Source organism: uncultured Sphingomonas sp., assembly GCF_913774285.1.
Taxonomy (GTDB): Bacteria; Pseudomonadota; Alphaproteobacteria; order Sphingomonadales; family Sphingomonadaceae; genus Sphingomonas.
Genome location: NZ_CAJYHX010000022.1, coordinates 1 through 20,655 on the forward strand (window position 1 = coordinate 1; position 20,655 = coordinate 20,655).

20 protein-coding genes are annotated in these 20,655 nt (G+C 64.4%); 7 read left to right on the forward strand and 13 right to left on the reverse strand.

Features of this window, described 5'->3' with window-relative positions; genetic code table 11:
- Window positions 1-695 precede the first annotated feature (695 nt).
- On the reverse strand, window positions 696-2,054 hold the full coding sequence (locus tag QZ670_RS10470) for an anti-phage deoxyguanosine triphosphatase (protein WP_294254796.1): 1,359 nt from the start codon (window positions 2,052-2,054) through the stop codon (window positions 696-698).
- A gap of 130 nt (window positions 2,055-2,184) precedes the next feature.
- Complete coding sequence (locus tag QZ670_RS10475; RefSeq protein ID WP_294254798.1) at window positions 2,185-5,568, reverse strand: TM0106 family RecB-like putative nuclease; 3,384 nt, start codon at window positions 5,566-5,568, stop codon at window positions 2,185-2,187.
- Window positions 5,569-5,696: 128 nt separating this feature from the next.
- Between QZ670_RS10475 and QZ670_RS10480 the strand changes: the two genes are divergently transcribed.
- Entirely contained in the window at window positions 5,697-6,668 is a 972-nt protein-coding gene (locus QZ670_RS10480; RefSeq protein ID WP_294254800.1) for a WYL domain-containing protein, read from the forward strand.
- 44 nt (window positions 6,669-6,712) lie between these two features.
- Here QZ670_RS10480 and QZ670_RS10485 read toward each other — a convergent pair whose 3' ends face one another.
- The 4 genes from QZ670_RS10485 to traA all read right to left on the reverse strand — a co-directional run bounded on the left by QZ670_RS10485 (window position 6,713) and on the right by traA (window position 11,205).
- Entirely contained in the window at window positions 6,713-6,976 is a 264-nt protein-coding gene (locus tag QZ670_RS10485; RefSeq protein ID WP_084584440.1) for a DUF3892 domain-containing protein, read from the reverse strand.
- A gap of 2 nt (window positions 6,977-6,978) precedes the next feature.
- Window positions 6,979-7,194 carry a hypothetical protein gene (locus QZ670_RS10490; protein ID WP_294254805.1) on the reverse strand — a complete coding sequence of 72 codons (216 nt, stop codon included), beginning with the start codon at window positions 7,192-7,194 and terminating at the stop codon, window positions 6,979-6,981.
- A 280-nt stretch (window positions 7,195-7,474) separates the two neighbouring features.
- Window positions 7,475-8,179 (reverse strand): DUF6118 family protein, encoded by a 705-nt coding sequence (locus tag QZ670_RS10495; RefSeq protein ID WP_294254807.1) that lies wholly within the window; start codon window positions 8,177-8,179, stop codon window positions 7,475-7,477.
- A 2-nt stretch (window positions 8,180-8,181) separates the two neighbouring features.
- Complete coding sequence (gene traA, locus QZ670_RS10500) at window positions 8,182-11,205, reverse strand: Ti-type conjugative transfer relaxase TraA (RefSeq protein WP_294254809.1); 3,024 nt, start codon at window positions 11,203-11,205, stop codon at window positions 8,182-8,184.
- A gap of 172 nt (window positions 11,206-11,377) precedes the next feature.
- Between traA and traD the strand changes: the two genes are divergently transcribed.
- The 3 genes from traD to QZ670_RS10515 all read left to right on the forward strand — a co-directional run bounded on the left by traD (window position 11,378) and on the right by QZ670_RS10515 (window position 12,539).
- Entirely contained in the window at window positions 11,378-11,701 is a 324-nt protein-coding gene (gene traD, locus QZ670_RS10505) for a conjugal transfer protein TraD (protein ID WP_294254812.1), read from the forward strand.
- 16 nt (window positions 11,702-11,717) lie between these two features.
- Window positions 11,718-11,930, forward strand: coding sequence for a conjugal transfer protein TraD (locus QZ670_RS10510; protein ID WP_294254815.1), 213 nt, complete (start codon window positions 11,718-11,720; stop codon window positions 11,928-11,930).
- A gap of 99 nt (window positions 11,931-12,029) precedes the next feature.
- Window positions 12,030-12,539 (forward strand): MucR family transcriptional regulator, encoded by a 510-nt coding sequence (locus tag QZ670_RS10515; RefSeq protein WP_294254817.1) that lies wholly within the window; start codon window positions 12,030-12,032, stop codon window positions 12,537-12,539.
- Between the two features lie 42 nt (window positions 12,540-12,581).
- Here QZ670_RS10515 and QZ670_RS10520 read toward each other — a convergent pair whose 3' ends face one another.
- The 3 genes from QZ670_RS10520 to QZ670_RS10530 all read right to left on the reverse strand — a co-directional run bounded on the left by QZ670_RS10520 (window position 12,582) and on the right by QZ670_RS10530 (window position 14,690).
- Window positions 12,582-13,505 (reverse strand): HEPN domain-containing protein, encoded by a 924-nt coding sequence (locus tag QZ670_RS10520; protein ID WP_294254820.1) that lies wholly within the window; start codon window positions 13,503-13,505, stop codon window positions 12,582-12,584.
- 70 nt (window positions 13,506-13,575) lie between these two features.
- Window positions 13,576-13,785: a sigma factor-like helix-turn-helix DNA-binding protein gene (locus tag QZ670_RS10525; protein ID WP_294254823.1), complete on the reverse strand. Its 210-nt coding sequence runs from the start codon at window positions 13,783-13,785 to the stop codon at window positions 13,576-13,578.
- On the reverse strand, window positions 13,782-14,690 hold the full coding sequence (locus QZ670_RS10530; RefSeq protein WP_294254826.1) for a zincin-like metallopeptidase domain-containing protein: 909 nt from the start codon (window positions 14,688-14,690) through the stop codon (window positions 13,782-13,784). Before QZ670_RS10530 ends, QZ670_RS10525 begins: the two co-directional genes overlap by 4 nt.
- An 832-nt stretch (window positions 14,691-15,522) precedes the next feature.
- On the opposite strand from QZ670_RS10530, the gene QZ670_RS10535 reads away from it, so the two are divergent.
- Together QZ670_RS10535 and QZ670_RS10540 are read left to right on the forward strand one after the other, a co-directional pair.
- Complete coding sequence (locus tag QZ670_RS10535) at window positions 15,523-15,741, forward strand: AlpA family phage regulatory protein (protein WP_294254829.1); 219 nt, start codon at window positions 15,523-15,525, stop codon at window positions 15,739-15,741.
- Between the two features lie 130 nt (window positions 15,742-15,871).
- Window positions 15,872-16,084, forward strand: a complete 213-nt coding sequence (locus tag QZ670_RS10540; RefSeq protein ID WP_294254832.1) for a hypothetical protein — start codon at window positions 15,872-15,874, stop codon at window positions 16,082-16,084.
- Between the two features lie 58 nt (window positions 16,085-16,142).
- On the opposite strand, the gene QZ670_RS10545 is transcribed toward QZ670_RS10540, so the two are convergent.
- Window positions 16,143-16,307 (reverse strand): hypothetical protein, encoded by a 165-nt coding sequence (locus tag QZ670_RS10545; protein ID WP_294254835.1) that lies wholly within the window; start codon window positions 16,305-16,307, stop codon window positions 16,143-16,145.
- Between QZ670_RS10545 and QZ670_RS10550 the strand changes: the two genes are divergently transcribed.
- Window positions 16,306-17,316, forward strand: a complete 1,011-nt coding sequence (locus QZ670_RS10550; RefSeq protein WP_294254839.1) for a S1/P1 nuclease — start codon at window positions 16,306-16,308, stop codon at window positions 17,314-17,316. The two genes, QZ670_RS10545 and QZ670_RS10550, sit on opposite strands and share 2 nt — an antisense overlap.
- Here the strand turns inward: QZ670_RS10550 and QZ670_RS10555 are convergent.
- The 3 genes from QZ670_RS10555 to QZ670_RS10565 all read right to left on the reverse strand — a co-directional run bounded on the left by QZ670_RS10555 (window position 17,313) and on the right by QZ670_RS10565 (window position 20,576).
- Complete coding sequence (locus QZ670_RS10555) at window positions 17,313-17,633, reverse strand: DUF3761 domain-containing protein (protein ID WP_294254842.1); 321 nt, start codon at window positions 17,631-17,633, stop codon at window positions 17,313-17,315. The genes QZ670_RS10550 and QZ670_RS10555 overlap by 4 nt on opposite strands.
- Window positions 17,634-17,830: 197 nt before the next feature.
- On the reverse strand, window positions 17,831-19,510 hold the full coding sequence (locus QZ670_RS10560) for a hypothetical protein (RefSeq protein ID WP_294254845.1): 1,680 nt from the start codon (window positions 19,508-19,510) through the stop codon (window positions 17,831-17,833).
- A gap of 25 nt (window positions 19,511-19,535) precedes the next feature.
- Window positions 19,536-20,576, reverse strand: a complete 1,041-nt coding sequence (locus tag QZ670_RS10565; RefSeq protein ID WP_084583939.1) for a nucleoid-associated protein — start codon at window positions 20,574-20,576, stop codon at window positions 19,536-19,538.
- Between the last annotated feature and the right edge of the window lie 79 nt (window positions 20,577-20,655).

Sequence of the window (20,655 nt, forward strand, 5' to 3'; positions counted from 1 at the left end):
AGGCCATCAGACAGCTTATCCCCCATTCCCCGGCAATTGCTCGCGGATCGCAGCCCGAACAAGGTTCGTCCGCTTCTGGCAGTAACGGCCATTCAGGATGCTTCTAGGAAATGGCAGAAATGTCCCACGTCCAGTCGAACGTTGACACATCGCTCCGAAGGCAGAGGCCACAGGTTCAAATCCTGTCGGGTGCACCATCTTTTCAATGATTTAGCGAAGCATCGCGATGGCCGTACGGAAAACATCGTCGGACGAAATGCGCTCAAATGAACCCTCGGCAAGACGATTCGGGCGACGCTTTTGTGCGCGCCGCGCTAATCGCACAACCTCCTCCACCGATCAGGCGAGGGTTAGCGGGAGGAAGCCTGAGGCTGATATTAAATCATTGATTTTATGTTCAATATATAAAGTCGCAAAAGGTGCCCCCACATTTTTCCCCACACTTTACTGTGAGATTGCCAGGTACGATCTGGTACGGCTGCCGACCGCTACGCGCCCTAATCTCAGCCGTTCAGCCTGACTTTGCCCGGTCCTGAAACCTGCCATTTGTCCAGCCGGCTCCGGGCGGCAGCCTAGATGCCCCTCATGGGCGGCAAAGCCGTCGCTCGCGATGTGGCGGGGGATGCCGGCTTCCTGCCGGAGCGGACATGTGAGGCTCACAGCACCTGCGACAGTGCTGAAAGCATTTAGAGCGATCATAGGTGGTCGAAGACTGAGCCCATCCGGGGGCTAAATAGCCGTTCGTAGGTCTTCAACAAATAGGAATCCGTCATGCCTGCGATATGGTCGCATATAACTCGTATGTCGCCGCCGTCGCGTTCGAACAGAGCGAAGGTGCCGCGTGGGAGAAAGGCCTCTGGTTCGGATGCGAACGCCTCGAACACGGCGACGACCATTTGCTGGCCCTTGAACTCGAGATGCTGGACCGCCGGACTGCGAATAACGCGCTTGTAGACTAGCTTCTTCAGCGCCTTCAGCAGAACGGCCGCACTCGGGTTGATGGCGGCGCGGTAGCGGATGAGAGGCTCTTCGAAATCGCTCTCGTCTTCTAGCACGCAGTGTTGGACGAAATAGCCGACCAGCCTGCTGATCGCGTGTTTCCGCGGCGCCGCGCTACCGAACAACATGGCGACAAGATCGCCATAGGCGTCGTTGCCGGAGGTGCTCCGCTTTCTGGAGTTTACGAAGTCCAGGAAGTGCCCGCAGGCATCCGGCGGAACATATAGTTCGAAGTCCTCGCGAGTGATGAGGGCGAGCGCGAGCGCATCCTCGAGGTCGTGGACGCCGAACGCGATGTCATCCGAGACGTCCATGATGCTGCAGTCCAGCGATTTATGGCGCGTCCGGTGGTGCTCGGGAAGGCCTTGGGCAGCAGGTTCGCTGGTATCGAAGCGCGTGAACAGGTTACGGTCGCTCTCTGACAGGGTCTCCAATATCCACATGACGGCGGCATGTTCGGAGTCCATGTAGCATTTGGGCGGCTTCGCAGACTCGCGATCAATTAGGCTCAGCACGGATGTCTCGGCGCGCAGAGACGGCCTGCGTTCAGGATGCGCCACTGCGCGATAGGAAACCGGATATTTGAGAGTCCCAAGGAGCGTGCGTCTCGCCAGATCGGCACCGTCGCTATCCGAATATTTCTCGAGCCGCGTGAGAATGCGAATGGTCTGACCGTTCCCCTCGAAACCGCCAGATGAGGCCATGCAATAGTTGAGTGCGGCCTCTCCGCCGTGGCCGAAGGGCGGGTGGCCGAGATCATGGGTCGCGCCGATCGCCTGGATTTGGGCCAGCGTCGGCAGATGCTCCGCCGCGGGCTGCCCGGCAAAGTCCTCCCGCAGCTGCCGCGTGACGCTACCGGCGATCTGGGCGACCTCGAGCGAATGCGTCAGGCGGGTCCGGTAGAAGTCGCTGTCGCCGAGATTGAGGATCTGGGTCTTGCCCTGGAGGCGGCGAAACGAGGCCGAGTGGATGATCCGGCCATAGTCGATATCGGCGTCGCTGCGGGCATCGCCGGCATGTTTGCGCCAGCCACTTCGACGGTCACTCCACGGCATTCCGAGCTGTTCCTCACATCATTCCGGCATGCAGATATCACCCTTTCCCGAGCGGTGACATCGCTGCCCGCCGATGGCGTGCCCACGGGCCCTGAATGCGGCGAAGATGTGCGGCAGAACTTGCGCTCCGTTAGCCTGGCGCGCGATCGGCGGATACGCCAGCTTGCTGACTATCGGCGAACTGCTTCGCCCAGCACAGACCGTCCACCAGCTCCATTTGCGCGATCGTCGAGCAGGAAATCTCGAGAAGCCTGGGGTTGGCGAAAATCACAGCGAGGCAGCGCGCTCGGCTGATGGCGACGTTCAACCGGTTGCGGCTGTAGAGGAATTCGATGTTCCGCGGCAGGTCGTCACCCGAGGAGGTCGCCATGGAGATGAGCACCACCGGTGCCTCCTGGCCCTGGAACTTGTCCACCGTGCCCACTCGGGCACCCTCGGGGAGCGTTCGCCGCAGCAGCTCCACCTGCATGTTGTAGGGGGACACGACGAGGATGTCGGCGGTTCCGATGCGATGCTGGATGCCTTGCCGGTCGGTCCAGGAAGAGCCGAGCAGGGCGTGGTAGGTGATAGCGAGCCGCTCGGCTTCCTCCTGTGACCGCTGGGTGCAACCCAGATGATCCACGTCCACGAACCGGAGGCCGGTGGCGGCGAGCGCTGCCGGATCGCGCGCAGGATCGAGTTCGAGCCGCTGCCGTGCGGTCGTCGCTTCGGCGTCGAGGCGGCTGTCGTAGACGGCGTCGGAGATGAATCGGCAGAGATCCGGGTGCATCCGGCGCGACAAGGGCAGGAAGACCCCCTGATCGGCCGGAACCGTGGCATGCCCCTCCAGCAGATGCTCGAGCGCCGACCGGCCGCTGCCCCCCGGGTGCGTCCCCTTGATCGGCTGCGAGAGCTGCATCTGGTCGCCCACCAGGACGATATTGCGCGCGGAGGTTCCCATGGCGATCACGTTGGCGAGGCTGACCTGGCCCGCCTCGTCGACGAACAGATAATCGAATGTCGCGTCCAGCTCCTCGCGGGCGAACAGCCAGGCCGTGCCGGCGACGAGCTGGTGGTGCGGCGACACCCCGCTGCCGTTGCCGCCGACGACGTCTTCGATCCAGCTCCCAGTGCCGAGCATCTGATCCTCGCGCGACGATTTCTTCATGCCGCGGCAATGGAGGCCCTGCGCGGACGCCATGGTCTCGACGTCCTTCAGCAGGTTGTTGATCGCCTTATGCGAATTGGAAGCCACCCCGATCCGCTTGCCAGCGGCGAGAAGCGCGACGATCGCCTGCGCCGAGGTATAGGTCTTACCCGCACCCGGCGGCCCCTGGACTAGCAGATAGCTGTCGTCGAGCACGCGGAGCGCGTCGATCGCGCCGCTCGTCGCGTCGGCACCGCTGGGAACGATCGGCTGCCCGGACGCGCGGCCGGCCAGCTTCGGGCGATCCCGCCGGAGAATGGCGGTGACCGCGCCGTATTTCTGCGCGCCTGCCGCGATGCTCTGTGCATAGCGATGCACTGCGGCGCGAAGCACCTTGTCCCCGATCGGGCCTTCCGGGATCAGCCCGCAGCCGGGCTCGATACGCGAGCGGCTCGGGCCGAGCTTCAGCTCGACGACGCGCTCGTCCTCGTCGAGCGAGACGATCTCGCCGGCCGGCTCGAGCGTGCCCGAGCGTAGCGGCTTGTCGCCGACGCGCATCTTGAAGTCCTGTGGCGGGAAGGTGAACGGATAGACGACCGACTTCTTATCCGCCCATGGGCGACGCATAGGGTGTGGCTGCAGATCGGCGATGCACTCGGCGTCATCGAGCAGCGCGTCCATGTCCATGTCCTGCCGCGCGAACATCGCCCACCAGCCGGGCTTGGCTTCGCGACGGTGGAACTCGAGCAGATCCGCGAGCAGTCGGCGCCACGGGACATCCCCGCCCGCGATCAAGGCTTCGGCGAGCTGGCGGGTCCGTTCGTCCGCCTCCTCCCGCGCGGCGACCTTCGCGGGGTCGGCTGGCTCGAGTGCACGGCCGGTGAACCACGGGGTTTCCGGCAGCCGCAACGACACGAGCCAGTCGCGGCACATGCGCGTCGAACGGCAGTCCAGCTCGTTATATTCTGCGATCTCCTGCAGAAGCTGGTCGCCGCCGATGCGGCGCCAGCGCTCATAGATCACGATGCTGTCACCGGCATTCTTCACCGCGCCCTGACGGCCGCCGGGAAGATAGAAGGCTTCCATGTTCTTGATCGAGTAGCGCGGCTCCGACGTCCGGATCGACTCCGCCACCACCTTATAGAGATCGACGAGCCGGTCACCGCGCAGCAAGTCGTCGACCTCGCGCTCACGGGTCCCGTGATACATCGCCAGCCGCTTCAGCGCCGTCTCCTCATAGGATGCGTAATGGTAGATATGCGCCTGGGGGTGGCACGCCAGGCGCGCGGTCATGAAATCGATGGCCTGCTCGAACGCGATCTTCTCGCTCTCGCGGTCATGGGCCCAGAAGGCATGGAAGCGGTCCTCACCATCCACGAGGCCGAACAGATATTCGAGGCCGTCCTCGAACAACGGGTCCCCTTCCATGTCGAAGAACAGGTCGCCCGCGTCCGGACGGGGTAGGCGCGCGAAACCACGTCCAGGCACGGGCGGGAGGAGTTCGACCCGTCGCTCGCCGGTTTGCCGCTGATGAGCCTGCAGGCGGGCCTGCGCCGACAATTTGGCCAGCGTGCCCGGTTGCATGCCGGCAATCCTGGCGCCGTCCGGCAAGGCGGCAAGGCTGCCGATGTCGTCGATGCCGGCCTGCCGCAGCGCCGTCCTCTGGCTGCGCCCCATGCCGGCCACGATCGAGAGATGATCGGCCGCCTCCCAATCGTCATCGCAACGCTGCGACCAGCGGCAGAAGGTGCAATGGCCGCAGGGGTCCCCCATGGACGCGCTCGGCACGCTGTCCGCGAAGCGCTCGAAGCGATCGCGCGCGATCGAGAAATAATGAATCAGCGCTGCGGTGCGCAGCGTCACGATATCGCCGGTGCCGAGCACGACATGCATCGACGGTGGTGCGGTGCCCTGCACCTCCCGCAGCATGTCGGCATAGACGCATAGCTGCAGCACGTGCTTCGGCTTGGCAGAGCGGGCGAGTTTGGTGTCGGCCACGTCATAGGCGAAATCGCCGAGCGCAGAGGGTATCCCGTGGCGTTTCAGCAGGAAGTCGGAATAGCCGTGCCACCGCCCGGCCAGGAAGGCACCCTGGTAGATGACGTCGTGCCCTGCCTCCATGGCGCGGCGGGTCGCCTCTGCCCGCTCTTCCAAGCTACCGTCGCCGGGAATCTCCGCGACCGAGCCTCGCTCCTGGCGCAGCCGCTCGAGATACGCACGCTCATGCTCGATCCCCTTCTCTTGCAAGAGGACGGCGCTTTCGTCATCGGGTGGAAAGCTGGTCGGAGTGACGAGGTTGCGCAGGTCGAGCACGGTCGCGTGCGCGCACCCCATGAAGTTGACGAGATCGCTCGCGGAGAAGAGCGTCTGCGCGCCGTGCTTCAGCATTGGTGATCCTCCCGTTGCGGAGCATGATCCTCTCGACTCATCTTGGCAGATGGGCATGATAGTAGGACACGACAGAAGTTGTCGCTTCCAGGGGGGAGGTTCGAATTTCTTACCGCAATGCAATCGACTTGCTGACGATCGCGGCCCGCGCGGCATCGTTGCGCGGCGTCAGCCTGGCGGAAATCGAAGAGATCCTCGAGCGCGACTACCGGACCGCACAACGCGTGATCGCGGCACTGGGGCAGTGTTTCCCAGAACTCGAGAAGATCAAGGACGAGGAGTCGGGCAAGGCCAGATGGAGGCTGCCGTACAAGTCCTTGGCCCCGTTGCTCGCGCCGACCGCGGAGGAACTGGCAGCCCTCTCGTTGGCGCTGGAGGTGCTCGGCAAAGGAGCCGGCACGGACCAGGTCGAGGCGCTTCGCTGCCTCCACGCCAAGATCCTGGCACTTATCCCCGGTGAACGCAGCCGGCGGCTCGAGGCCGATGAGGAGGCACTTCTCATGGCCTTGGGCCACGCCGCGCGCCCGGGTCCGCGGCAGGTGGGCAACGAGGCGGTGGATGTGGCGATCTCCACGGCGCTAAAGGGCACGTCCCAGCTGCGCATTCTCTATCGCGGCTGGAAGGACACGGCAGCGCGCGAGCGTATCGTAGCCCCGCATGGACTAATGCTCGGGGCCCGGCGTTATCTCGTCGCCGTCGATCTCGGCAAGGTGGGGGGCGGCATCCAGCATTTTCGCGTCGACGCCATCGAAGCGGCCACCGTTCTCCCCAAGACCTTCGTCCGCAAGGAGGGCTTCGATCTCAACGAACATGCGGAGCGCTGCTTCGGTTCCTATCAGCACGAGGGCGGCATCCATGATGTCGCCTGGCGATTCGCCCCCAAGGCGGTTCGATGGGCCGAGAGCTTCCTGTTCCATCCGGCCCAGACCGTCGAGCACGAGGCGGACGGTTCGCTGGTCGTACGGTTCCGAGCCGCGGGGCTGCTCGAGATGTGCTGGCATCTCTATATGTGGGGAGATGCAGTCGAAGTGATATCGCCACCCGAGCTCGCGCAGATGGTCGCGGGCCACCGCCGCTCCGACTTTCCGGCGATGCCGTGACAGGAGAAGAGCCGGAGCGCTGCTCCGGCTCCCGATCCGGTTGATCAGCAGTCGGGCAAGTCGTCCAGATTGTTGCGCGACGTGGTGTCGCGATCGGTCCGGAGGTACTTGCCGGTCGGGCCGCTGACGACGCGGATCTTGGTCTCCGGGGCGTTTGCCCAGTTGACCCAATATTCGTGCAGATTCTGCTCGATGTCGTTGATCGCATCGGCCTTGCTGCGCGGGGACCAGAACTCGCCGGCGTTGCACAGCCGGGTGATGTCGCCCTGGGTGTTCTTGCCGGTGGCACGCACATAACGCTTTGCCATGATCAGCTCTCCTTGACGGTGGTGTGGGGGCTGGCCTTCCCGTGCGCGGTGGTCACGTACCGCCCCGAGATGGCGCTCCGGTAGTGGCTGCCCGAGCTCCCGCTCCGGCCGACGCTTTCGCGGACGGTGGTGCGGGGGCTGGCCTTGCCATGCTTGGCGGTGACGTACCGCCCACTGATCGCGCTGCGGTAGCTCCCGCCGCCTCGACCTTTGCTCATATTGGTTCTCCATCGTTGATGCGACTCGTGTTCATCGCGAGTCGCAACGTGGAGCATCGAAGCGACAGATCGTGTCGCATCGGTTGGATGGTCGAGTTGTTCGCCGCTTCCCGAAGGACGAAGCGGCATAACCCCAGCAATTCGGCTGCTAGCGTCTCGTTCTGTTGGCTGAGGCCGCGTGACCTACAGCAAGGGCCCGCCATCTAGCGGAGACAGCTTTCAGCGATCCCACATTGAAAGCTGACCGGCAGAAAACGGCCCAGAAGCGGCCCCACCCGCATCAATCGCTCTTTGCTTGGTGGATCTCGATGGAGCACTTTATCGGTTCACTGAGCTGCTCTGCACGTTTACGGCATCCTGCGAGCACATCCGCATTGTCCTTCGCGAGCCGGGCGGCGTCGGCCAGTGCCCGCGCCTGCTGCGGATCGGCAACCTGCATAAGCCGCACGCCCGCGTCCCAAGGTGTTCGCCTGAGGATCGCCGCAGCCCGTTCCTCTGGCCAATGCCAGCTCTCGGGCGCGAGCTGAGCGATAACCGGGGGCACAACAGTGCCAAACGCGAAGCCGATCAATAGCGCCAAAGCGGCTGCCCCCACGATCCAAAGCTGCTGGGTCTCCGCGGAATGGGCCGACGCGACCATCACCTTCAATTCCTGGACTGTGCCGGCAAGGGCATGGCTGGCGCCGTTCCATGCGCGATGATCGTCCGCTCGTCCCTGCGTGCCAGCCGCCTCGATCTGCTTAGCGACATCCTGCGGCGTCAATGCCATCGCAGGCCGCTTGGCCAGGATGTTGATCGCACCGCATACCTTGTCGTAGCACTCTCGAATCTTCTCCAGGTCCGGTCCATAGTCGCGCGCATGCAATTCCTGCTGCCGCGCGGCGAAGCCGTCGACGGCAGCGGTCAGCCCGGCGAGCTTGCGCGACATGTCGTTGAACGCCTGGACGGTCTGGTCCGCTTCTACGGGAGGTTCGTGGATACCCATGGCTACATTCCAATCCCAAGGCCCCGATCGCGATCGATCGAGAAGGTGAGCTGACGGATGATCGAACGGGTGCGGGCATCGTCGCCGAAGGCCCGGCTGACGCCGCCATCGCGGCTGCCTGGTGTCCATTCCGGCGACCACTGCCGCCCGAATAGCTGGTTGCCCCTGCGGCTAAGCGCGACGCCGAGGGCCGGGTCTTTCTCCAACCCCTTCGCCATCGAGCGCATGACGTTCTCAACACCGGCGCGCTTCTCCTCATTCTCCCACCCGCTCAGATTGCCCCGACGCGCCTGAAGCTGCTGCCAGGCTTGAACGAACCGGTCCGCGCGCAGCTCGGGATTGGTGCGCACCTCCGCTTCCAGCTGCATCTGGCGAATGGCGTTGGCGGTGCGACCATTGGCCGCTTCGCTGACCAGACCCGGCGTTCGCTCAAATGCCGTATCGAGATCGTGTGCGCCGTGGGGATGCAGCGCGTTGATCGCCTCGGCAGTGCGCACGAGCGCCGCCTTCTGAACTTCGAGCGGCGTTCGGCCCTGCCCGGTCATACGGCCAGCATCCTGCACGGCACGCGCATAGCCTTCGACCGCCCGCTCAAGCTTCTGGGTTGCGGATGCCTCGGGCGCAGCCGCCGGCACCGACAGCTTGAGCCCATCGAAGCGCAGCTTGGTTGGTGCCCGTTCCGGCTCGGGGATGGACAGCCGCAACCCCTCAAACATGCCGCGGCGCCGTGCTGGTGCAGGCGCGCTGCGTTCCGGTTCGGCGAGTGGTTCCTTGGCGAGCGTATGGAGGATGCGCGACCGTTCGACTCCGCGCCGAGCACCGAAGCGCTCAGCGGCTGCATCATAGTCGAGCGCATTGTCCTTCGGCCGGTCTCGCGACAGCGTGCGGTCCAGCTTGCCCTGGTCGGCGAAATCGTCGCGGCCATAATGGAGGTGCACCGCGTCGCGGTGCCGCGACAGCGCGACATAGGCCGCGTGCCGATCAAGGCCCGGCGTTGCCAGCACGTGCACCCGGTCGACGGTGACACCCTGCGCCTTGTGGATCGTAGCGGCATAGCCATGGGTGATGTCGCCGTAATTCTTGTGGTCGAAGGCGACCTGGCGGCCATCGTCGAGCCGCACGGCCATGCGGGCGTGATCGACCTGTTCGATGGTGCCGAGACTGCCATTCTTCACATCCAGGCTGCGTTCGTTGCGCAGGAACATGACCCTGTCGCCGGCCCCGAACAAGCGTTCTCCTCGGGCGGTTTCGACAGCAATATCAGTATCTAATGACCCACTGCGTTTCATCGCATCCCGGGCTAGTGCATTCAGTTCATCGCATTCCTGGTTGGTATGGGTGAGAATGATGCGCGACGCGCCCGGATCGGCGATCCGCTCGCGATTCCAGCGCGCAATCAGCGCCGATCGCGCCTCGACTCGCGTCTCCGAGTCGACGACCATCCCGGCCTCGGCATAGGCCTCCAGCGCCTCGGCTGTGCGGCCGGTTGCGAGCTGGCGCGTTGCCAGCCGCTGCCAGTCTTCGCGCTGCCGGCGAATGTCGGTGATCTCGATGGCACCATGTCGCTCGGCCACTGATCGGAACGCGGCCCCCGCTTCGATCGCCTGCAGCTGCTCGGGATCACCTACCAGCACCACCTTGGCGCGGCGCTTCTCGGCTTCGGCAATCACCCGCTCCATCTGACGCGAGCCGATCATGCCGGCTTCGTCGATCACCAGGATCGTCCTGTCGGTCAGCAGTTCGCGCCCTTGCTCCCATTGATGCTCGATGCTGGCGATGGTGCGCGACGCGATGCCCGAGCCGCTCTCCAGATTCTCGGCGGCGATGCCCGACAGCGCCAGGCCCTGCACCTGATAGCCGGCACTTTCCCATGCTTCGCGGGCAACGGCGAGCATCGCCGATTTTCCGGTACCGGCATAGCCGACGACCACGCCCAGATCCTTGCCGCTGGTGACATGATCAAAGGCGCTGCGCTGTTCGCTCGACAGGACCAGCCCGCGCATCTCGGCGCGGGCCAAGGCAAGCTTACGATGCTGCTCGTCCATGCCGTGGCGGCGGCTGCCGTCGAGCTTCACGGTCGAGCGCTCCAGCCGCGATTCGGTCTCGATCATGTCACGACTGGTGAAGCGGTCTTCGCCGCGCCCGTCCTTGCCCAGCTTCACCAGCTCGGGCGCAGCGCGCACCGCCGCCATCACCTGGTCAAACTGGTCCTTCCCTTCGCTATGGCGATGCACGAACATCGCCAGATCGCGCGTGGTGAAGGTCGCCTGGGTGCGGGTGATTGCGTTAAGCGCCAGCGCCGGATTGGCGAGCAGCTTCTCGCCATTGGCGCGGGCAATGTCGTGATGCTCTTCCAGCCGTTCGGAGGCGAGCCCCTGGTCGGCCATTCGGGCCGCCGCTGGGCCGATCTTGTGCTGCGGTTCGAGGTCGATCCCCTGCGTTTCCAGCGAACGATGATCGACACGCGCGTCGATATCCAGTTCGGCTAGCCGAGCATTGACGTGCCCAGCCCAGCGCTCGCGCCATTTCTCCAGCAGATCGGTACGGTTCCAGTCGCGATTCTTCTTGCCGAACCCGTCGGCATCCACCTCGCGCAAAGCCAACATGACGTGCGAATGCGGTTTGGGCTCGCCATCAGCGCCGATATCCCAATGGACGTTGAGATCGGCGACCATGCCGCTGTTCACGAACTCCGTCTGGACAAACTCGCGCGCCAGCCGAATGCCCTCGGCCTGGTCCAGCTCACGCGGAATCGCGAATTCGATCTCGCGGGCGAGCTGCGCGTCCTTGCGCAGCTCCACCGCTTCAACCGCATTCCACAGCTTTTCCCGATCGGCGAGATGCTCGGGCGCGCCGTCCGGCAGCAGCACTTCGGAATGCACGACGCCGGCCTTGTTCGAGAAATCATGATGCCGATCCAACCGCTGGTCGTGCAGCCGCGACGCCGAGCGATAGGCAGCAGCGGCCAGCGCCGACGATCCGCTGGCGCGGCTGATGATCTTTGCCGAGAAGTGGTAGATCGCCATAGCGACACTTCACTTACACTAAAACAAGCGACGTCGGCACGACGTATAAGCGCGCCCTCAAAAGATTTCATCTTTTTCGCGACGTGATCATCCCAAGATGTTTCACGACATTTGCGCTGATCGACGCAGTTCCTAAATCACGGATCATCATCCATCAACTGCGGAGGGTTCGATGCGCAAGCCACGGGACTTCGATTCGGAGCTGAAGGCGCTCGACAACAAGGCGCGACAGCTCAAACAAGCCAAGTTCCAACAGCTCGGCGAACTGGTGGTCGCGACCGGTGCCGATACGCTGGCAGTCGAGCAGCTGGCGGGCGCGTTGCTCGCCGCTGCTAACGCGTCCGATATGATCGTACGGGAGGACTGGCGCCAGCGTGGCGCGGCCTTCTTTCAACGGCAGGGCAAAGCTCGCGGCGGCGCTCGTCCGCGTGCGGTATCGGCTGCGGCAGCTGACGGGGGCACGGCACCGGCTGGAAGCCCAGCGGGCGCGGAATGACACCCGGGAATGGGTGGTGAAGCGCCGCGAACGAACGCGCCAGCTGATCGAGCTGGGCGGGTTGGTTGCCAAAGCCGGATTGGTCGAACTCACCGACGATGATCGCGCCGTATTGTTCGGTTTGATGATCGACGCTGCCGCTACGCTCAAAGGCGAACAACGGGATCAGGCGCTGACATTATGGCGAAGACGCGGGCGTCGTGCCTTCGAGCAGCTGCAGAATGAGTAGTCCCGCTGCATCTTCCAATATATTTCAGCAGACGGAGTACGTTCGCTCCTATAATCCTGTTGTCGGAACTATGCCGCAAAAAAGGAGCAGGGACGCAGAATGTCTGAGCAGAGCAATACCGACCCCGTTGAACTCGCAAGCGACCTCACCATTGCCTGGTTGTCGAACCCGAACAATCGCGCGACGATGGACGATGTCTCCACGTTTCTGCGGAAGATGCATGCAGATGTGATTGAGCTTTCAGGTGGCGCCGCGACCGTGGAAGTTGCGAACGAAGAGCCTGCCTCGGAAGAATTCACGCCGGCCGTCTCGGTCCGCAAATCGCTGGCCTCGAAAGACCACATTATCTCGCTGATCGACGGCAAGCCCTATCGCACCCTGCGCCGGCATCTGAGCACGCACGGCCTGACGCCCGAGGAATATCGCGCGCGCTACAATCTGAAGTCCGATTATCCGATGGTGGCGCCGACTTATTCGGAACAGCGCCGCGCGATGGCGCACAAGATTGGTCTGGGCGCAAAGGGCCGCGCAGCACGCAACGCGCCTGCTGAAGCGCCTGCACCGAAGCCGGCGCGCAAGCCGCGCGCGAAGGCGGCACCGACTGCCTGAATCCGATCGCGCGCCGAGGCTCCAAGCCTCGGCGCGCGACGATCATGCGGCGGCAGCTTGCTCCAGCGCCGCGATGCGTTCTTCGCAGATCACCTGCACCGCCTGCCCCAGCACTTCGACGCGCTCGCCGAGCCACGCCAGCTCCTCGGCGGTGATCCGGTAGTGCTTGGAATAGCGCGCCTTCACATAGGCTTCCTTCAGCTTCTCGAACCGCGAACGATCGATGCGTTGGTCCCGGGGCCAAGCGTCGATCAGGCGCGGATCGATGCGTTCAGCCTGCGTGCGCAGAAATCCGAGATTGTGGGTGTGCGGCGTGTAGAAGGTGCAGACCAGTAAAACGCAGTGATAGAGGCGTTCAGCGGCTTGATGCATGTTGAATGCAGCTTCCCGGAGCCCATCTTCTGCCGCCAGGAAATCGGCCGCTCGCTTAAACTTCTCGGCGCTCGGAAACCACTCGACAAAATATTCCCGCGCCAACGCCAGCGCCTGCGGCGGCGTCTTCGGCTTGGGCTGGTGCAGTTCGGTGGGGTCGCTCTCGTAGAGCGCGATGCCGTCGCGGGCGACATCCATGAAGAAGTAGCGGCCATGCGCCAGGCCGTCGTTCACCTCCTGCAGGGTGTGAATGATGAAATTGACCGGCGTGCGCAGCGTCTTGGTGATCCCGAGTTCGCGGTTCAGCCGATCCTCCGCCGTCGCCCAGAACTCCACCCGATCGGTGAGCTTGTCCTTGTTGACGATCACCAACAGGTCGAAGTCCGACTGATAACCCTTGGCGGTGTGCGGCTCGTCTACCCAGCCGCCGCGCGCATAGCTGCCGTAGAGGATCACCTTGAGAATGCGCGCCTGCTTCTTCCAATCCGATGTGGCGATGGCGATCGCGTCGCCAAACTCCTCGAACAGGATCTGGACGACACGCTCCAGCTCGCGCTGCTTGGCTGGGGGCAGATGGTCGAGGCTGGTCCTCATGGATCGATCCTAACGCACTGATGCTGCGGCGTACACCTCGCCCGGTTCCCCGGGCGAGGTGTCGCATCGCTCATGGCTGCTCGCCCCGCTCTGCTCGACCCAGCGCGATCAGCACGCGGGCGACCGTCCGCTCGACCTCCGCCACCGTGCAGCCATGCCGCCGGGCCGTTTCGACGTAGTCCAAATCGTCGAACCGCACCGATCCGAAGATCGCCCGATCCCGCTCGGGCAGCGCGCGGAAAGCACGGCGCATCCGCCGCAGTCGAAGCCAACGCATCATTGCCCCGCCTCCTCGTTTGAGGTGAACGCAAGCAGGTAGTCCGCCGCCTTGCTGGCAGCGCTCGCCGCCCGAAAGATCGCCTTTTCGTCCTCGCGCAGCACCGCCAGCCAGCTACCGACATAATCGGCGTGCCGAACTGTCGGTCGGATCGCCAGCGACGCACAGGTGAACGCGCTCGCCATCTCGGCAACCAGCTCCTCCCTACTATAGGCGGCGCTTCCAAATGCGCCGGATTGGTCGCGACCGAGCCGGGAGCCATGCCCAGTCCAGTGCCCAAGCTCGTGCAGCACGGTGCGATACCAGTTGATGCGGTCATAAAAGGCGAGCTGCGGCGGTACCGCGACATAGTCGCCGCCTGGGCTGTAATAGGCTTCGCCACCCCCGATCCGGATATCCGCGCCGCACGCTTCCATCAGCGCGTGCGCGGCGGGAATGCGGTCGGCCTCCGCCACCGGCTCGCTCTGCGCCACCGCCGTCAGCCGCTCGGGTAGCCCCTCGCACTGGTCGACGTTGAACACGGTGAACCGCTTGAGAAATGCCAGCTGCCGCGCCTCCCGGTCCTCGTCGCGCGCCCGCTCGGCCTCGTCCTTCGGGGTAAAGCGATCCGCATAGCAGATCGTCGTCCCCCGCTCGCCGCGTCGCACGCTTCCACCCGCCGCCTGCGCCTGCCGAAAGGTCAGCCAGCGCTGCGAGGCATAGCACCCCTCGATCACCGCTGCCCAGAGGATCAGCACATTGATCCCAGAATAGCGCCGCCCGGTCACCGCATTGGCCGGCATCGCGCACCCGCAAGCACTGGCATCCCAAGGCTGCACCCAGGGCAGCCGCCCCTGCTCCAGCTCGGCAATCACCCGTCCCGTCACCTCGGCATAGAGGCTCGCCCGGTTCTCGTGTCCAACACCCATGGTCCTGCTCCTTTTCAAAACACCGCAACCGGCGCCGGAAGGGCGGGGGGAGCGGCAGGAGCGAACCGGCAGTCCTGCCAACAGAGGCAGGCCGCACCCCCCGGGGTCCCCATTGCGCAGGCGCAATGGGGACCCCGGGGGGTGCGCCTGCGCAATGGGGTGGGTCTCAGGGCCGAAACAGAGTGGAGGAGCCGGGCACCGCCCGGCTTGCGGCATGCCGCGGCAGGTCTAGAGGCGAGCGACGCTCCCCCCGCCCTTTCCCGCGTGCCGGCTGCACAACGCCGCCGCGCATCCGCGCGGCGACCATCCTGTCAGCGCGACCGCGCTGCCGGGCGCCCAGGCGCCCGGACAAGAACCGCACCCTTGCAACCGGGCGGGCCTCGCACGGGCGGTGTGCGCGCGCCAGCACGTGCGCCAGCCGCCGCCCGTGCCTCTCGCCCGGGCAAGTGTGCCCACGCGGGCACCAGCAGCCTGCAAGCCCTGGTGTCGCCGCAGGCGTGCGCCAGCGCGCGCACCGTACCCGCGTTCCGCTGCCGGCACCTGCCGGCCCGATCCGCAGGATCGGCCAGCGTCCGCGATCAAAACCCGAAGGGCCGAGACGGCCAGGCCGACTCGGCGCCGCGCCAGCGGCGTGCGAGCGCAGTCACGCCGAAGGCGTGAGACGCCCTGGCACCCGCCTTGAACCTCAGAGTTTGCCCATTGGGCGACAGGGGGCCGGGGATCCTCAGATGGCCCCATCTAGCCCCAACCAGCCTCTTTTCCCGACCAGCCGCGCGACGCAGACTTGCCCCGGAGCGCTCCACCAATCCCCAAAAGATACAAGGTGATAGCAATGCAGATCCAGCCCGACCCATCCGATCGCATTCTCCGGATCAAGACCGTGCTCGCACGCACCGGCCTGACCCGGTCCACCCTCTACCGAAAAATGGAAGCCGGCACCTTTCCGAAGAACACCCGGATCAGCACCCGCTGCATCGGCTGGCGCGAGTCCGCCATCGCCGAGTGGCTGCGAAACCCGACCCCGGATCGAACGGGTAACGGTCCAGCCTGACACAGCCAGCGCAACAGCGACGAGATCGGCATGAGTCGCGCGCTGGTCTTCGAACAAACACCACCGCCCTTGCGCCGCGCACGGCCCATGGCATCCTGTTCTCGCGACTCAACCAGAGGAGAGGATCGCCATGTTCCGCGTCTCGACCATCGCCGCCGCCATTGCTCTGATCGCCACCCCTGCCCTCGCCGCAGGACCGTGCAAGGATGCCAAGGGCAAGTTCACGAAATGCCCGCCGGCCGCCTCTGCCGCAACCGCAGCCGGCGGCGTGACCAAGGACAAGAACGGCAAATGCCATGTCGCGTCCGGCCCCAAAAAAGGTCAGTTCACCAAGTGCCCTTGAGCCGCTCGGCACGCTGACGGACGCGTTCCCGTCTCGGAGACGAAGACGGGATCGCGCCTCATGCGGAACACTGCGCCAACACCATCAGCAGCTGCAGCGCCATCAACACTGCAATCACGATCGCCAGCCATCGCGGCTCCGGTTCCTGGTCGCGGGGATCAGGCCAGAGCCGTGGCATGGCCCAGCTTTTCACCCAGCGGGCCGCATGGCAGAGCGGCAGCATGCCGCGCCTCCCCACCGCCCTTCTGCTTACCCTCTCCGCCCCAGCGCCCGCTTACGCCTGGGGAAATGAAGGACATGAAGCAATCGCGCTCATCGCGCGGACTTACCTGACCGTCACTGCCCGCGCGCAGGTCGATGCCATCCTCGCCAGCGACAGCGACCCACTCACCGCTTCCGACATGGCGGCAAGCGCCACCTGGGCAGATGTGTGGCGCGGATCCCACCGCTTCACCGCATCGTGGCACTTCGCCGACATCGAACTGGAGGGAGGCAGCCTCGATACGGCATGCTTCGGCTTTCCACCCCGTCAGGGCCTCGCCAGCGAGGGGCCTGCGCAGGATTGCGTGGTCGCCAAGATCGAGCAGTTCACCCGCGAACTCCGCGACCCCGCGACGTCCGACGCCGAGCGCCGCCTCGCCCTCAAGTTCGTACTCCACTTCGTCGGAGATGTGCACCAGCCGTTGCACGCCGCCGATCATCAGGACCGTGGCGGCAACTGTGTCCGTATCACACTTGGCGGCACACGGACGGTCAATCTCCACAGCTACTGGGACACGGTCGTCGTTGGGGAGATCGCCCCAGACGCCCAGACGCTCGCCATGACACTGCGGGGACGAATAACACCAGCACAGGTCGCGACCTGGAGTACTGGGTCCCCGCGCGACTGGGCACGCGAGTCCTTTGCGCTGGCAAAATCTGCGGCCTACACGCTCGGCTCCGCCGCTGGCTGCGATCGGGACGCTGCGCCGATACCGCTGCCGAATGGCTATGATGCCCAAGCGCGCGCTATCGCCGCCGTCCAAATCGAAAAGGCGGGCGTGCGCCTCGCAACGGTGCTGAACGATGCGTTCAACCACCAGGCGCAGATCGATACCGCGCGTGCGCCGATGGCCGACACACATCGTACGACTCGCTCGCCCGCATCGATCGCGTGCTCGGAGCAGGCCAATCAACAGAACCTCCACGGTAAAGAACGGCGCGCCTTTCGCCGCCGCTGTCTGCGCGGCTAGAGCCAGCGCGCAACGCCACCGTGGTGCGAACATGTGCCGCGGCGATGGAGACTAAAGCTATAGGAACCATCGCCGCAACGTGCGCTCGCTCCATCGGGCGCACGGTTGGTGAACACCGGTCGGTGCACAGACCGTCCGTCGACGTTGGTATAGTACCCGCCGCCATAAGTGATGTTCGATCGATGATGGCTGCCGTGCCCAGCGCGTGCGTGTTGATGATAGCCATGGTGACCGCGCGCGCTCGCCGGAGTTCCGTAAACAACCTGCAGCATCGCTGTCGCCAGCAACGCGAGTGAAATGACCTTTTTGAAGATCATGGAGCCCCCTCCCTGTTCCGCGTCTTCTTAGACCATCACGATGAACAGCTGCAATCGTATCGTTGTTTATCCAGGTTGCAAAAGCGAGAACTAAACTTTGGCTTCCCCGCCCACTTGAAGAACGGCTATGAAAGCGGCCGTGACGAAGAAATGCTCAAGCTAACCGACGAATGGAAGGTTGCCCTGGGCATACGCTTCTAACGCACCCCTGAGCGTGAGCGCGAGGTTTTCACGGGAGGGTCGGCCACGGGTGCGGTCGGCGCGCCTGTCCCGGCTTTTTTGTTCGCTCCTACGCGATCACCAGCTGTTAGACTTGGCGCGACCATCTCATTTTGGCCTCCAGCGGCGCCAGCGGCACGCCCCAAAGAATTGCTGCCCACCGCCTCTTCGCCAGAGGCCGCGACATTATTGGGATCCGCCGCAATTGTTGAATTTCCAGACGCATCGGCAGCGGCATCCTTTTTCGTGCCTTGGTCCGGTTTCGCGGGCGCGGAGGGGGTCAGGATGGCGAGCGCGATCAGCGCTATGGCGGTGATCGCGTAAGCTGCAATCGCGACCTTGCGGGTTCGCTCATAGACGCCTTCGGCTTCGCTCAATGGCTCGGTCGCCAACGCCTTAAAATCGTCGGGGTCGACGAAGCCGTAGAGCTTGACCTGCCATTTCGCCTGGACCTTGCGAAACAGCGCCATGAACCGCGCGTTGGCATAAAGCACCATGCCGAGGCTGAAGGCGAGATAGACCGCGAGCCCATAAAGCAACATATCGGCAAAGGCCGCCTCGCCCTTCCCGGGCGTCGCCAACAATGTGAAGCGCCCGAGCACGGCGGCGACCACGACCAGCAGGTCGCGCCACAGCGTTCCCGTCAGCTCCCGGGTCTGGGTGACAACGCGGGCGACGTCGTCCGCCAGTGTCTTGCGCAGCTCCTGAAGGGATTTGAGCGTTTCCTTGCTCGCGTCGCGCACATGCATGCGGAAAGCCGTTCGGGCGGCTTCAAGCGCGCCGGGGGCACGGTCCGCGAAACTGCTCGCCAGAGGTTCCTCGCCAGGCCATTCGCGCGCGAGTTCATAGACAAACAGGGTATGCCTCGTCTCGGCATCGCGGCCCGAGTTGAAGATCCAGTCGGCGACCTCGGTGGCCAGCTTGAAATCGCGCTCCGGATCGACCGTCTCCAACGCAGCGCGGAGCTTGCGCTTGCGCGGCCCGGTAATCGCCACGCGGGTCTCGCCATCCTGTTTCCAGACCTCGTCGACAAGGCACAGGAGCAATTGCGGAAGCGCGGCAGCCCGCCAGGTTTCGAAGACTCCGCTGACCCGGGGTTCGCCTTGGTGCTGTGGCACAGCAGCATCGGCCGGCGCTTCCTGGCGCGCTTCGCCCGCAACCAGATCGTCGGCCTGAGCCGGAGAAGCAGGCGGTACCGTTAGCAGCAAGGGCCCGATCGAGAGGGGAACAACCGCCAGTTGATCGCGGACGATGCGGCGCGGCACGGGCAGGCCTGGCTCGTCTCCGACCGGTGCGTCGGCGACCATCCCGGTCCAGGGCTCAAAACTGCACTGGACGGTGCGGAATGGCACGAAATCCTTGGCCACGAGCACACGTCGGGCGAGCGCAGCCTTGTCGCAGTCGTCGAGCAGGGTTGCGAGCCCGCGCGCGTGCAGAAAATAATACGTCGAAGCCGTCGGCAGCTTGATGAAGCTCACGCGCAATTCGCCATCGCTCTCCGCCAGAGCTGGGATCGCAACCGCCTCGCCCAACGCGTCGATGGCTTCGAAGGCGCCGAAACCGCCATCGCACCAGGCGGCGGCGGCCGCCGCCAGCTCGGCGCGCAACGGCGCCTCCGGCGTGCCGCGCACGTCCAGGCGATCGAGGCGTTCGCTCAACGACCCGCCGCAGGCAGCAAGGGCGTCAGCGCAGGCGCGAACGCGGTTCGGCGTAGTCATCCTCAACCCTAATGCCGCCGGTTTCGATCACGATCCGCTCGCCGCCGCCCGCAAGGGCTTCGCGCCGGACACGGTCTTCGAACTGCCGGTCGTAAATGACCTCGATCCCCTCGTCGGTGACCATATGCTTGCGCCGCGGCCGGGGCACCGCTTCGCGGTCGAAATCGAACACTTCATTTTCGATCCGCGAGTTGCGCAGCTCCTTATCGAAGGTGCTGCGGACCGGTGAGTCTTCGGGCAGCGGTCCGAACACGGCGGCAAGAAAGGGTTCGCGATTGCCTGGATCGAAGCCGGGCTGCGCCTGGACCGCGTCATAGACCCGCCGGTTGAGCTGGCTCATGACCGCAGGACCGAGCGTGCCGGCATGTTTCCGCGCGGTCTTCTTGGTGATTTCGGAGAGTGTCGTAGTGAGCTGATCCGGTTGAAACCGACGCCGAGCACCGAGGAAACCAGCAAAATAGCGGGTGATCTTGCTTGGCGCCACACGGTCGCGGACCGACAGTTCGCCGCCGGCTCCCGTCAGGCGGATGATCGCTGCCTTTTGCAGTGCGTCGGGTGAACGCACGAAGGTGCTGGTCAGCGCGGCGATGAGGGCGCGGCGCACATCCTCCTCTTCCTCGATCGTGTAGGAAAGCACTTCCTCATGGTCATATTTGATGATCGCGTACAGACGCTCACCCGCGACGTTGAGTACGAACATCAGGAACACGCCGACGCTCGCGGCAGCCGAGTGCATGGTGTTGAACAGGGTCGCGAGATCTTTGGTCTCTGATACGAAGCGGCTCGCATCCTCCTCGATCCGCGTCAAAGACGCCAGCACCGGCGATGCGGCGACGAAGTCGAACATCACGCCATTGGAGGCGGTCCGAATGCGATCGACAAAGAAATCGGCATGATCGCCGGCATCTATTTCTTCGAGCAGCACGAGATTGCCATCGTCGGGTCCGACAACGTGGAAGATCATACGTTCAATAGTGATGTTATTCAGGTGATCGGGCTCAATCATATGGCACTCCCCCTTTGCTCTCAAACCCGAGGTATGCCGAATTCACCACATAGCCAATATCAATGATATATGTTCATTA

Excerpts from the sequence above, each read along its gene's own strand:
- QZ670_RS10475 (WP_294254798.1), bottom strand. The coding sequence starts at position 5,568 with ATGCTGAAGCACGGCGCGCAGACGCTCTTCTCCGCGAGCGATCTCGTC.
- traA (WP_294254809.1), bottom strand. The coding sequence starts at position 11,205 with ATGGCGATCTACCACTTCTCGGCAAAGATCATCAGCCGCGCCAGCGGA.
- QZ670_RS10540 (WP_294254832.1), top strand. The coding sequence starts at position 15,872 with ATGTTCCGCGTCTCGACCATCGCCGCCGCCATTGCTCTGATCGCCACC.
- QZ670_RS10490 (WP_294254805.1), bottom strand. The coding sequence starts at position 7,194 with ATGAGCAAAGGTCGAGGCGGCGGGAGCTACCGCAGCGCGATCAGTGGG.
- QZ670_RS10535 (WP_294254829.1), top strand. The coding sequence starts at position 15,523 with ATGCAGATCCAGCCCGACCCATCCGATCGCATTCTCCGGATCAAGACC.
- traD (WP_294254812.1), top strand. The coding sequence starts at position 11,378 with ATGCGCAAGCCACGGGACTTCGATTCGGAGCTGAAGGCGCTCGACAAC.
- QZ670_RS10555 (WP_294254842.1), bottom strand. The coding sequence starts at position 17,633 with ATGATCTTCAAAAAGGTCATTTCACTCGCGTTGCTGGCGACAGCGATG.
- QZ670_RS10550 (WP_294254839.1), top strand. The coding sequence starts at position 16,306 with ATGCCGCGCCTCCCCACCGCCCTTCTGCTTACCCTCTCCGCCCCAGCG.
- QZ670_RS10520 (WP_294254820.1), bottom strand. The coding sequence starts at position 13,505 with ATGAGGACCAGCCTCGACCATCTGCCCCCAGCCAAGCAGCGCGAGCTG.
- QZ670_RS10515 (WP_294254817.1), top strand. The coding sequence starts at position 12,030 with ATGTCTGAGCAGAGCAATACCGACCCCGTTGAACTCGCAAGCGACCTC.
- QZ670_RS10485 (WP_084584440.1), bottom strand. The coding sequence starts at position 6,976 with ATGGCAAAGCGTTATGTGCGTGCCACCGGCAAGAACACCCAGGGCGAC.
- QZ670_RS10470 (WP_294254796.1), bottom strand. The coding sequence starts at position 2,054 with ATGCCGTGGAGTGACCGTCGAAGTGGCTGGCGCAAACATGCCGGCGAT.
- QZ670_RS10495 (WP_294254807.1), bottom strand. The coding sequence starts at position 8,179 with ATGGGTATCCACGAACCTCCCGTAGAAGCGGACCAGACCGTCCAGGCG.
- QZ670_RS10545 (WP_294254835.1), bottom strand. The coding sequence starts at position 16,307 with ATGCTGCCGCTCTGCCATGCGGCCCGCTGGGTGAAAAGCTGGGCCATG.
- QZ670_RS10565 (WP_084583939.1), bottom strand. The coding sequence starts at position 20,576 with ATGATTGAGCCCGATCACCTGAATAACATCACTATTGAACGTATGATC.
- QZ670_RS10525 (WP_294254823.1), bottom strand. The coding sequence starts at position 13,785 with ATGATGCGTTGGCTTCGACTGCGGCGGATGCGCCGTGCTTTCCGCGCG.
- QZ670_RS10530 (WP_294254826.1), bottom strand. The coding sequence starts at position 14,690 with ATGGGTGTTGGACACGAGAACCGGGCGAGCCTCTATGCCGAGGTGACG.